Source organism: Bacteroides sp. (genome assembly GCA_036351255.1).
GTDB lineage: Bacteria > Bacteroidota > Bacteroidia > Bacteroidales > UBA7960 > UBA7960.
The window spans coordinates 41,820-54,254 of sequence record JAZBOS010000136.1; the positions used below are offsets into that span (position 1 = coordinate 41,820).

7 protein-coding genes are annotated in these 12,435 nt (G+C 48.7%); all 7 read left to right on the forward strand.

Annotated features, from left to right (window positions below; genetic code table 11):
- Positions 1 to 87 precede the first annotated feature (87 nt).
- The 7 genes from V2I46_13405 (at position 88) to V2I46_13435 (ending at position 12,164) form a co-directional block, all read left to right on the forward strand.
- A complete protein-coding gene (locus V2I46_13405; protein ID MEE4178496.1) occupies positions 88 to 2,601 on the forward strand; it encodes a prolyl oligopeptidase family serine peptidase in 2,514 nt (837 codons plus the stop codon).
- Between the two features lie 18 nt (positions 2,602 to 2,619).
- Entirely contained in the window at positions 2,620 to 3,732 is a 1,113-nt protein-coding gene (locus V2I46_13410) for a carbohydrate-binding family 9-like protein (protein MEE4178497.1), read from the forward strand.
- A 42-nt stretch (positions 3,733 to 3,774) separates the two neighbouring features.
- Positions 3,775 to 4,812: a peptide-N-glycosidase F-related protein gene (locus V2I46_13415; protein MEE4178498.1), complete on the forward strand. Its 1,038-nt coding sequence runs from the start codon at positions 3,775 to 3,777 to the stop codon at positions 4,810 to 4,812.
- Positions 4,813 to 4,824: 12 nt separating this feature from the next.
- Complete coding sequence (locus V2I46_13420) at positions 4,825 to 5,943, forward strand: family 10 glycosylhydrolase (GenBank protein MEE4178499.1); 1,119 nt, start codon at positions 4,825 to 4,827, stop codon at positions 5,941 to 5,943.
- A gap of 10 nt (positions 5,944 to 5,953) precedes the next feature.
- Positions 5,954 to 6,826 carry an endonuclease/exonuclease/phosphatase family protein gene (locus V2I46_13425; GenBank protein ID MEE4178500.1) on the forward strand — a complete coding sequence of 291 codons (873 nt, stop codon included), beginning with the start codon at positions 5,954 to 5,956 and terminating at the stop codon, positions 6,824 to 6,826.
- A gap of 292 nt (positions 6,827 to 7,118) precedes the next feature.
- The gene (locus V2I46_13430) at positions 7,119 to 10,235 is read left to right on the forward strand and encodes a SusC/RagA family TonB-linked outer membrane protein (GenBank protein MEE4178501.1); all 3,117 of its coding nucleotides are present in this window, start codon (positions 7,119 to 7,121) and stop codon (positions 10,233 to 10,235) included.
- Between the two features lie 12 nt (positions 10,236 to 10,247).
- A complete protein-coding gene (locus V2I46_13435; GenBank protein MEE4178502.1) occupies positions 10,248 to 12,164 on the forward strand; it encodes a SusD/RagB family nutrient-binding outer membrane lipoprotein in 1,917 nt (638 codons plus the stop codon).
- The last annotated feature ends 271 nt before the right edge of the window (positions 12,165 to 12,435 follow it).

The following is a 12,435-nucleotide window of genomic DNA, read 5'->3' on the forward strand; positions in this document are numbered from 1 at the left end:
GGAATTCAAATTGTTTATTATTTTTGTTCCTAAATCAATTTAGGTCGCAAGATAATAAAAATTTAAAACCGCAAAAAAAAAATCAAAATGATAACAACCCGCTTCAGGATCTTAGCCATTTTTTCCGTTATCTTCTTTTTGCCGTTCGCCGAAAGTTTTGGGCAGCGAACCGGAAATATCGTTGAATATTTTGGAAAGGACCGTGTGGAAAATACCGAAGAAGGCATTATCCTCCACCAGTTTTCCTTGGGACTTGCTCTGAGGGAATCTGTCCGCCCGGCCGTTTTGACCGGTGGAGAGGATGTGGTGGCCTGGCAAATTGCCACAGGACGGTTCGAAAGACCTTTTGAAGGACAAAAGCTGAAGGACAGCTATAAAAATGAATCCGTTGAACTGGTATGGGAAGCCATAGAAGCGGATACAGCAGGCACTTTCAGCGGCAACCTGGGGAGGTCGTGGGTCTATATGGAACTGGAATCCCCCGAGGAGCTGAGCGTGTTACTCGATGCCAAGGGCCATACGGTTACTTATATCAATGGGATGCCCCACGAAGGCGATCATTACGATTTTGGATATACGCTTATTCCCTTCACTTTAAAAAAGGGGCTGAACCAGTTCCTGTTCTCCCATGGGAGGTTTGCCCGCGTCAGCGCAAAGATCGTCTTGCCTTCACAGGAGGTCCTTTTCTCGCAAAGGGACAAAACCTTGCCAGCCCTCATCAGGGGTGAAAAAGATGCCAAATGGGGCGCCATAAGGGTGGTCAACAGCGGACATGAAACCCTGAAAGATTTTTCCATTACCTGCCAGCTGCGTTCCGGAGAAAGCCTTACCACACCAATGGACGAGGTCATTGCGATGACTTCCCGCAAAGTTAAGTTCCAGGTGCCTGCCCCGCGACGATACACCCGTACCGACAAGCTGGCAGCCACCCTGATCCTCATGGATGCCGCAGGCAATGAGGTTCACCGGGCAGAGATGGAATTGAATCAGCAGGATATAAGCCGTCACCACGAGCGAACCTTTGTTAGCAACATCGACGGCAGCGTGCAGTATTACAGTGTTGCGCCCTCAACCTCCAACCAGCCAGGTCAGGCCTTTGTTCTCTCGACCCACGGCGCATCGGTGGAAGCCACCAACCAGACCCGTGCCTATAAACAAAAGGACTGGGCACACATCGTAGCCCCCACCAACCGCAGGCCCTTTGGCTTTAACTGGGAGGAATGGGGGCGAATGGATGCAATGGAAGTGATGGAAAACGCCAGGAAAATATACCCCACCGACCCGGCCAGAACTTACCTGACAGGGCATTCCATGGGGGGACACGGCAGCTGGTTCCTGGGTGCCACCTATCCCGACCGTTTTGCCGCCGTTGGTCCTGCGGCAGGCTATGCCGACATCATTGGCTACCGCCGCAGTGCTTCCGATTCGCTGCGGGCCAGAAACCCCCACTTTGAAATGATTTACCGGGGCGCCATGCCCGGGCGTACGCTCAACCTGATCCGCAATTACCTGCAATCGGGGATGTATGTCCTTCACGGCGATGCCGATATGGTTGTCCCTGTCGAGCAGGCCCGCATGATGCGTGAGCGCCTGGGAACTTTCCACAACAACTTCAGCTACCACGAGCAAATTGGAGCCACCCACTGGGATGGCGACCATTCGATGGACTGGCCCCTGCTTTTCGATTTTCTGAAACAAAACACCATTCCTGCAGTGAAGGATGTGAACCACATTGAGTTTCGCACCGCTTCGCCAGCCGTGTCGGCCAGCAACTATTGGGTGGTGGTCAACCAGCAGACCAGGCATTATGAGGTCAGCACCGTTGACTTGAAACGCACTCAGGATACCATTGCAGGGACCCTTGACAACATCAGGAACATCACCCTGAAATTGTCTCAGCTGGAATTTCAAAACAATCCCGTTATCTTAATCGGCGACCAGGTGATTGAAGCTGAAAAAGGCCAGGATGTTACCCTGGCTCATAAAAACGGTCGCTGGGCTATCAGCACGCTCCCGGAACCGGCAGAAAAGCATCCTACGCGTTATGGCGGGTTCAAGCTGGCCTTTACCAACCATATGGTCTTTGTATATGCCACTGGCGGAAGTCCGGAAGAAAATGAATGGTACCGGAATAAAGCCCGCTATGATGCCGAGACTTTCCTTTATCGCGGCAATGGCTCCATCGACATCGTGGCCGATACCGACTTTTCCCTCGCTGCTTTTGCTGACCGCAATGTGATCCTTTATGGCAATGCCCAGAACAACAAGGCCTGGAGTCTGCTGTTGAAGGATGCTCCCGTACAGGTAGAAACCGGGATGATTCATTTCGGGCCTTACAGCCTCAGGGGCCACGACCTAGCCGCCTACTTTCTCTATCCCCGGCCCGACAGTGAGTATGCAAGCGTGGGTGTGGTGGCAGGAACTGGCATAGAAGGGATGAAAGCCCTGGCGCCCAATAATTATTTCTCGGGCATCACCGGCTTCCCCGACCTGATGATATTCAGCACCGAATGGCTCCGCTCAGGATTGGAAGGCATCATAGTCAGCGGATTCTTTGGCAACGACTGGAGCGTTGAGAACGGCGATTTCAGAATGAACTAATGTAAAAAACCTGCAGCCTTGAGAAATTTGCTGTTCTTTCTTACCCTTCTTATTCTTTCAGAAAGCACCTTTTCGCAGAAGATTCTGTTTGAAGCCTTTCCGAGAACTTATGTGGCATACCGGACAAGCCAAAAACTTTTCCTGGACGGCCGGCTGGATGAAGCGGACTGGCAGGCCGTGCCCTGGACCGAAGACTTCACCGACATTGAAGGCAGCCTGAAGCCGTCCCCCTTTCTGCAAACCCGGGTGAAGATGCTCTGGGATGAAAACTATTTCTACATCGCCGCCGAACTGGAGGAGCCTCACCTCTGGGCTACCTATACAGAAAGGGAATCCATCATTTTTCACGAGAACAACTTTGAAGTGTTCATTGACCCCAAGGGAGATACCCACAACTATTATGAGTTGGAGATCAATGCTCTGGGCACGGTTTGGGATCTGATGCTCCTAAAACCCTATCGCAATGGCGGCCAACCCATCAGCGCCTGGGATGTGGCCGGATTCAAATATGGCATAGAGCTCAGGGGCACCCTCAATGACCCCACAGACCGCGATACCCTGTGGACCGTGGAAATGGCCTTCCCCTGGAAGGTATTGAAAGAAGCTGCTCCCGGAAAGCGCCCTCCCCGGGCAGGCGATCAGTGGCGCATCAATTTCTCCAGGGTGCAGTGGCAAATCGAAGCCGTCGAGGGACTGTACCAGAAGGTCATCAAAACCGAAACAGGCCTGCCTTATCCCGAATACAACTGGGTATGGTCGCCGCAAGGAGTCATCGACATGCACCGTCCCGAATCCTGGGGCTATGTGCAGTTCTCCGCATTAAAGGCCGGGGAGGGCAAAGAAGCCTTCAACATCCATCAAGATGAATACCTGAAGTTTGTCCTGCGCGAACTGTATTATCGCCAGCATAATTTCTTCTGGGAACACCAGCGTTATGCCCGGAGCCTTGAAGAACTGAATCCTGACGACCTGGAATTCTTTGCCCCCTACCCTGTCGCTTTTGATGTAGCCCAAACCCGCTTCAGGCTTTCACTTCCGTCAACCGACGGGACTTCCTACTGGCACATCAGTGAGGACAGCCGGTTATGGAAAACCAATAATCCATTTGAAGAAAGGGGAATGTTTTATTAACGGTAAAACCCTTTAAAACTAAAAACGTTTAATTATTAAATAATGAAAAGATTCTATTCCTTAAGCCTGCTTATACTTTTCGCTTCGCCCTTGCTATTTTCGTCCTGCGACAAGAAAGAGGATGATGAAGATCAAAAGCCAGTCATTCATACCGTAAATACCTTTCAGTCGGTCAGGCACGCCTTTGGTGGCGAATTTAGTCAGGCCCACGAAGGCACATTCAATTTCCCGGCAGATCCCACAAAAGTGGAAAAGATCAGGATGTTCATCAAGCTCAGGTGTCCCGACGGGGGTTGTAATGCCTGGGATGTCTTTGCCAACATCAAGGTTTGGGACAATGATTCAGAAACCTGGTTCGAAATTGGGCGCTACATCACGCCTTACGGGGTTGACAATGTCCAAAGGCCCCAGGGCTTCATTGTAGATGTCACCGATTTCAAATCACTTCTCGCCGGGGAGGTCAGTCTGCGTTCTTTTGTTGAGACCTGGGGCAGTGATGGCTGGCTGGTCACGGTCGATTTTGAGGTGACCGAGGGCAATCCCGATTATCCCTATTATGCCGTTCAAAACGTGCTGGACTATGCCCAGCATTCGCTGCACGGCGTTCCCTATGGGGAAGAACATGATTTTGTGCTGCAAAAGACCATAGGCATTCCTGCCAATGCTGTAGAAACCTGCCTGCGGACCATCATCACCGGATGGGGGCACGCCACCCCGCTGGACCCTGGTGGCAGGGGCTGCGCCGAATGGTGTTTCCGCACCCACCAAGTAGCTATCAATGGCGAGGCCATGTTTGATCACGATATGGGTCCCATGGGTTGCGGGCAGAATGCCGTTCAGCCACAATATGGCAACTGGACTCCCGATCGCGCCGGTTGGTGTCCGGGGATGGAAGTGCCCGTCAGGAAAGATCTCTTCGCAGACCCTATGAACGGCCAAAGCTTTACCTTTAATTATGAATTCCAGGAGTGGGAAAACAACTTCCAATCTACTGCTGATAATCCGCACGCTTATTATGCCCTGACCACTTTTGTAGTCGTAAAAAGTAATGAGCCCATTCAAAAACCCAGCGTCAATTAATCCTGAGAAAATATGCACAGAAGGACTTTCTTACATAAAGCAGGGATGATGGGCCTGGGCGTGGCCGCATTCAACGTTTTTGGATTTGCCTGCCTCAGGGATGACAAAAGTGCCAGGTGGAAAAACTGGGTATGGGTCACGCCTGGCAGGGAGCTGGATGACGAGACTTGGCTGAAACACCTGGAGACCATCAAGCAAAGCGGAATCGACGGGATTTTCCTGCAGGTTTACAGCAGCCACAAAGCCTGGTGGGAGACAGACCGCCTGCCTGTGGAAGAGCCCTTGCTCGAACGGATAATTGCTCTGGGCCAGCAAACCGGGCTGGAAGTGCATGCCTGGATGTGGACGATGATCAATAACAACCCTGATCATATCGAGAACCATCCCGACTGGTATGCAGTGAATGGCCTGGGGCAACCCAGCCACAGCGATCCCGCTTATGTGGGCTATTACCGCTTTATGTGTCCCAACAACCCGGGCGTAAAGGAATTTGTCAGGGAAAACGTGCGCTCCCTGGCAAGTATTCCGGGCGTATCGGGGGTGCATCTCGATTATGTCAGGCTCCCTGATGTCATCATCGCTGAAGGATTGCAACCCAAATACAATATTGTTCAGGACCGCGAATACCCTGAATACGATTATTGCTATTGCGAAACTTGCCGAATCAAATTTAAGGAGGAAAGCGGCATCGACCCCCTCAAGGATTTGGAGGACCCTTCGGCAAACGAACAATGGAGGCAGTTTCGCTACGATTCCATTACGAGCCTGGTGAACGATGAGCTTGTACCCCAGGCAAGAGCTTTCAATAAACCCATTACTGCCGCCGTTTTCCCAAACTGGGAAAGTGTCAGGCAAGAATGGCGAAAGTGGCATCTTGACGCTTATTTTCCGATGCTTTACCACAACTTCTATAATGCAAAACTCTCTTGGATCGGGGAAAACCTGGAGAGGCAGATCGCTCAGCTGGAAATAAAAAAACCAGTCTATTCTGGTCTGTTTATCCCTTCGCTGACTCCTGCTGAACTGGAACAAGCCTTGGACATTTCAAGTAAATCCGGGGCTTCAGGAGCGTGCTTCTTTGCATTTAACCACCTGACTGATGACCATCTGGAAACCATTCAAAGATTCTAAACTCAGCTCTATGAAAACACGCCTTTTTCTGCTGATAATCTGGCTGTTTCCCTTGTTCTTGTTCTTATCCTGCTCCAAACGGGAAATTGAAATCAAGGTGATTAGCTTCAACGTCCGCTTTGACAATCCCGGCGATGGAAACAATGCCTGGCCAAATCGCATTCCCCTGGTTAAGCAGTATCTGGAAGAAGAAAGCCCTGACATCATTGGTTTCCAGGAAGCCCTGCATCACCAGGTGGAAGATCTCTCAGCAATGCTTCCGGGATATGACTGGGTAGGTTCGGGAAGGGATGACGGTAAGGAGCAAGGTGAATACACACCCGTTTTCTTTAAGAAATCAGAATTTGAACTGGCCGACAAGGGGCAGTTCTGGCTATCATACACCCCTGAAATACCTGGAAGTATTGGGCCCGGTGCCCTGCTGCCCCGGATTACCACCTGGGCCAAATTGATCCATAAGCCTTCAAAGACATCCTTGTATTTTTTCAACACCCACTTCAGCCATGTAAGTGATGAGGCCAGGCAACTGAGTGCAGAGATCATTGCTGAGAAAATGAAACAGATCGCCGGCAAGGCGCCCCTGATCCTGACCGGCGACTTTAATATTGAATACGGAAGTGATACCTATCAGTTGGTGAGCCAACAGTTTCTCGCAGGCAATCAACTGATTAATACCTTTGCTAAGAATATGGAGGAAAATACTGCAGAGCTACCCAAAACTTACAACGGCTTTTCGGAAGCTAACACCGGGGCTTTCATTGATTTTATCTTTACAAAAAAAAGCTTTTCCATTAAAGGCTATTCCGTTGACAAGGTAAAGGCTGGGGATATTTTTATTTCCGATCATTGGCCTGTAAAAATCTTACTGGAACTAAAAAAATAACCGGTCTTGTATTTTTTGAGAATTGGATAAAATTCGAAGACTGATTTGCAACTGTCAGGTTATTAGACAAAACGAATAAAAAAAATCGTTAAATAATTGTTAAAAAAAAATTATATTTTTTTCTAAATCGTTTTAGTTTTTTTATACATTTGTGAGTTGCTATATGTTTGCTTTGGCATATTTGACCCCCGGATCTGTCCGGCAATACGTTCTTCAATATCAATTCTTTTCCATTTTTCATTAACCAAAATCCAATTTCAATTACCCAATTACCAACAAAACAAAACTAATCATGAGAAAAAAAATTCTGTCTTTTGTTTTGACCATGGGGTTTTTGGTCACTGTTGCCTTTGGCCAGGACCTCTTGGTTACAGGTACGGTCACCAATGCTGCTGACGGGACCACGCTTCCCGGCGTCAGTGTAGTGATCAAGGGAACCACTGTTGGTGTCTCATCAGACATCAACGGGAATTATTCCATTCGCGTTCCTCAGGGCGCTACCCTGCAGTTCACCTTCATTGGCATGAACCCCAAAGAGGTGGTCATCACCCAAGCCGGGACCTTAAATGTGGTCCTTGAGCCAGAAGAAACGATGCTTGAGGAATTTGTGGTTACTGCCCTTGGGATCGTTCGTGAAAAGAAATCCCTGGGTTATGCCATGCAGGAAGTCAGCGGGGATGCCCTGGTGCAAACCGGTGAAGCAAACCTGGCGAACTCCCTGACCGGTAAAGTCTCGGGTCTGGAAGTCGTACGCTCCAGTACTGGTCCTGCAGGTTCTTCAAAAATCGTCCTCAGGGGTTTTAGCTCACTGACTGGTGACAACCAGCCTTTGATCGTTGTCGATGGTATACCTATGAATAACTTCACAGGTGCTGATAACAACGACTACTGGCAGCCTTCCCTTGACCTTGGGAACGGTATGTCTGACCTGAACCCTGAAGATATTGAGAGCATTTCGATTCTGAAAGGAGCCTCTGCTGCGGCCCTTTATGGTTCACGGGCGGGTAACGGGGTCATTTTGATTACCACCAAAACTGGACAGAAAAAACCCGGTCTTGGAATTACCTTCTCCGCTTCGCTGGGTATTGAGTCTGTTTTCACTCACCCGGAGTTACAAAACAGTTTTGGACAGGGAAGTACCGGAATCTTTGACCCGCTTTCTACATTGAGCTGGGGTCCGGCCATTGAAGGTCAAATGGTGGAAGACTGGACCGGAGAAATGGTTCCCTTTACGGCCTATGATAACGTAGAAAACTTCTTCGAGCCAGGCATTGCACAAAATTATTCCCTTTCATTCCAGCAGCAGTATGAGAAAGCTTCGGTTTACACCTCATTTACCCATCGCGACGATCAAAGTGTAATTCCTGGCACAGGACTCACTCGAACCAATCTGCTTTCACGAGCCGTTGCAAACTTTGGTGCAGATGACAAGTGGACCATTGATGCAAAAGTTCAGTATATCAATGCGAACGCTGAAAACCGTCCGATCCTTGGGTTCAACTATTCCAACACCTATTACACCATGCATGTATTGCCACGTACGATCGACGTGCGCAAATTTGACCCGCCTGTAAACGAGTTAGGTCAAATGATATGGTATAACAGCACCAATGACATTAACCCCTATTGGGGCGCCAAGTACGACCTGAACTCTGACATTCGCGACCGTTTTCTTTTACAGGGTTCTGTGAAGTATGCCTTTACAGATTGGCTCAATGCGGAAGTTTCAGCCGGTTCAGACCTTTTCACCACCAATTACGAATCAAAGCTTTATGCAGGTGGACGTCACACCCCGGCTGGCAGATACACCCTGGGAAAAGAAACATTCTTTGAACACAACATTTCCAGCATGCTGTCCGGAGGGAAAGACAACCTGATTGACAGGCTGGGTGTTTCAGGAACGATCGGAACCAACATCATGATGCAGGAGTCTTCCTATATCAGTGCCAACTCAGGTCCCCTGGAAGTTCCTAACCTGTTTGCCATAAACAATGGTATTTCCAATCCTTCGGTTTGGGAAGGCATGAGCCAGAAAAGGATTGCCTCGGTATTTGCCTTAGTACAGTTTAACTGGGCTGGTTATTTCTTCCTCGACGCTACTATGCGCAATGACTGGTCGTCTACCCTGAGTATTGAAAACCGCTCGTATTTCTACCCCTCTGTAAACTCCACCCTGGTGTTCTCAGAAATGCTTGAAAACATGGATGTTTTACTACCCCGTTGGTTTACTTTTGGAAAGATCCGTGCTTCTTTTGCACAGGTTGGTAACTCGTTGGAACCTTATCAACTATTCAATACCTATGGTATTGGAAGCGATCCGCTGGGTAACACCATTGCCAATAGCGGAAATATTCTTTTCGATCCCAATGTAAGAAGCGAGTTGATCACTTCAAGGGAGTTTGGAACAGACCTCCGTTTCTTCCAGAATCGCTTGGGCATTGACTTTACCTGGTACCGTCAGAATTCAACCCGGCAGCTCATTAACCTGCCGATGGACCCCCTCAGTGGTTTTGCTTCCCGTAAAATCAATGCCGGGGATATTCAGAACCAGGGTATTGAAGTCATGCTCCATGGCCGCATCCTTCAAAACCCGAACGGGTTTAACTGGGAAGCACAGGTTAACTTCTCCAGAAATGAAAATACCATCGTTGATTTATATGAGGACATTGAGAAATATTTCCTTGGTGGATATGACCATTTGAGGATAGAAGCTGTTGTCGGTGGAGGATATGGGGACATATACGGATCAGCTTTCCGCCGTGTGACCGATGAGGACAGCCCCCATTACGGCGAACTGTTACTTACCGAACTGGGATATCCCGTTGCAACCACCGAGCGTGAATATCTCGGGAACCAAAACCCCACCGGATTGCTGGGCTTCACCAATACTTTCCGCTACAAGGGGCTTTCTTTTGGATTTACCATTGATGGCCGTTTAGGCGGGGAAATTTTCTCAGCCACCAACGCTTATCTGCAGCGCCTTGGTGTGGCAGCTGTCACCGCTCCGGATGGAAAACGCGATGATATCATAGTGGAAGGGGTTATCGATAATGGGGATGGCACCTACCGTGCAAATACGACGGCCATTAGCGCCCAGGAATACTGGAACACCATTGGCTGGAGTGGCAGTAACCTTGGTATTAATGAAGCCAATGTATACGATGCCACCAGTATCCGTCTCAGGAATATTAACCTGAGCTATAATCTTCCCCGTAAGTGGTTTACCGGAATGCCCATCCAAGGTATCAATGCAGGGGTATCTGCAAATAACGTTTGGCTTTTTAAGAGCCATCTGAACGGTCTTGATCCCGAATCAGTGTATGCCACCAGAACCAACGCTATTGGCTTTGAGAACTCGGCACCTCCTACCTCGAGGATCTTCCTGTTTAACTTAAATGTTTCATTCTAAAAACCGGGAAAAATGAAAAATATTCTCAGAACAGTTTTTTTATTAGCAGCGGGCAGCCTGCTGTTTGTGTCCTGCGGGGAAGATTTCTTCGATGTGAACTCCGACCCCAAAGCTGCCAATTTCGAGCAGGTACAGGTCGAGTATTTCCTTAACAATTCCATTACAGGTGCTCAAATGGATCCTCACGTGGCCGAGCGTCAATTCATCCTTTACTGGAAAACCGGTGCCCGTCAGCACAGGGTTAATGGCGTTATTGCTACAGGTAGTTATAATGATGGCTGGACCATCGATAATTACAGTTATCTTTCTGGTTGGCTGAAAACGGCGAATCTTGCCGTCAGTATAGCTGAAGAGAAGATTGAAGCTGGTGTGGTTTTTGCTTATACCAACAACCTTCTTCAAATTGCCCGCATCTGGCGTGTTTATCTGATGAGTGAATTCACCGACAATTACGGCCCAATGCCCATTGACGGTTTCCAGGGCACCAACCCTGAATTCAAGGATGTACAGACTGTCTATTACTATATGCTTGCTGAATTGGCTGACGCCGTTTCAAAAATTGATGTGAATGTGCAGAACCCGGCCGATCTGGCAAAGTTTGACAAAGCTTATGGATTTGACTATCTGAAGTGGGTGAAGTATGGAAACTCCATGCGGATGCGCCTGGCCATGCGACTCTCTGAAGTGGATCCTGCCAAAGCTAAAACTGAATTTGAAGCCGCTGCGGCTGGGCCCATCATCACCGATGCAGGCGATACCTTTGCCGTTGCTGAAAAACCAGGCTGGGATGCCCTTACTGGCGTGATGACGCGTGAATGGAACTCGCAACCGCTCTCAGCCACCCTCAATAACCTCTATATTGGTTTAGGAGGTATTTCCACCCAAGATCAGGTGCCTGAAGTATTCCATGAAAAAATCAAACCCGCCGATTACATGGGTGTTCGTTATGAGGAGCATTATGGTATTTATACCAACGACCCGACTGCTGGTTTCCTTTATGATGGTTTATACCCGGTGATGGATCCAAGAGCTTATAAGGCTTTTATTATCCCCGGCTGGTTTGACAATCCTGATTTTAACCATTATCCCTCCTGGGACCAGAGCGCTTTTACCACCACCCGAACTCTTTTGAACCTTGATGGGAATGGTGTATTGGCTACTATTGACGGTGTCGGAACCTGGAATGCAGCTTGCCTTGGTGCCTGGGGTCCAAAATCCTCCAGGAATAACTTTGCTTTCTATGGTGGCACCAATCCCCGTTTAGCCCATCGCTATCGCAACAGCACCAGCAGCCGCGTTTTCTTTGGCCCTTGGGAGACTTATTTCCTCGTGGCTGAAGCGGCTGTCAGAGGCTGGACTACGCCAATGAACGCGAAAACCGCCTATGAAGAAGGAATCGCAGCCAGTTTTGCTTACTTTGAGGTAACGGAATATCTGCAGGATTATCTGATGTCAGAAAGTTACAACAGGGCTGGCACCTCCGTGAAATGGGAACATACCGCCGAACCCCCTGCCACTGTAACCATGAATTATATTGATGGTTACACCCAGGAAGAAGGCACCTGGACTTTTACATACCCAGTGAACCATTTGCATAACAACGGTGCGACCAAGAACGACCTGATGACCAAGATCATCACCCAGAAGTATCTCTCGCAATTGCCCTGGCTGCCGTTGGAGGCCTGGAGCGACCACCGCCGCCTTGGGCTTCCCTTCTTTGAGAACCCCTCTGTTGAATTACCCATTTCAACCTTACCTGCATTAACTCAGGCGAATTATATGGAAAGCAGTACAGCATTCTTCCCGCAACGTGTGCCTTACCCTTCAACCCTGCAAAACAGCAACCCTGCTGGTTATGCACAAGCGGTAGGCTTCCTCGGAGGACCTGATGCCGTTCTGACCCCGCTGTGGTGGGCAAAACAAGATTAACATCTCAGTAATTACAGCTTCAGTTTTTTTTGACAACCGCCCCGGAAGATTTTTCCGGGGCGGTTTGTTTTTGTGTTGTCCCACTTTAACCTTATCTGGCTGAATCGAACTTTATTCTATAATAATTGCACCCAAACAAAAGGTTTAACCGGTGTTTAACCGGTGTTTAACCGTTTTTAATTGGTTAAACACCGGTTAAACTATGGTTAAAATATAAATCTGATTTTGAAAAAACAATACAGGGAAAGGATTGTACCTTCTTTCTTTATCA

What these genes read in the sequence shown, in the direction of transcription:
- V2I46_13405 (MEE4178496.1), top strand. Translation starts at nt 88, where the DNA reads ATGATAACAACCCGCTTCAGGATCTTAGCCATTTTTTCCGTTATCTTC.
- V2I46_13415 (MEE4178498.1), top strand. Translation starts at nt 3,775, where the DNA reads ATGAAAAGATTCTATTCCTTAAGCCTGCTTATACTTTTCGCTTCGCCC.
- V2I46_13420 (MEE4178499.1), top strand. Translation starts at nt 4,825, where the DNA reads ATGCACAGAAGGACTTTCTTACATAAAGCAGGGATGATGGGCCTGGGC.
- V2I46_13425 (MEE4178500.1), top strand. Translation starts at nt 5,954, where the DNA reads ATGAAAACACGCCTTTTTCTGCTGATAATCTGGCTGTTTCCCTTGTTC.
- V2I46_13430 (MEE4178501.1), top strand. Translation starts at nt 7,119, where the DNA reads ATGAGAAAAAAAATTCTGTCTTTTGTTTTGACCATGGGGTTTTTGGTC.
- V2I46_13435 (MEE4178502.1), top strand. Translation starts at nt 10,248, where the DNA reads ATGAAAAATATTCTCAGAACAGTTTTTTTATTAGCAGCGGGCAGCCTG.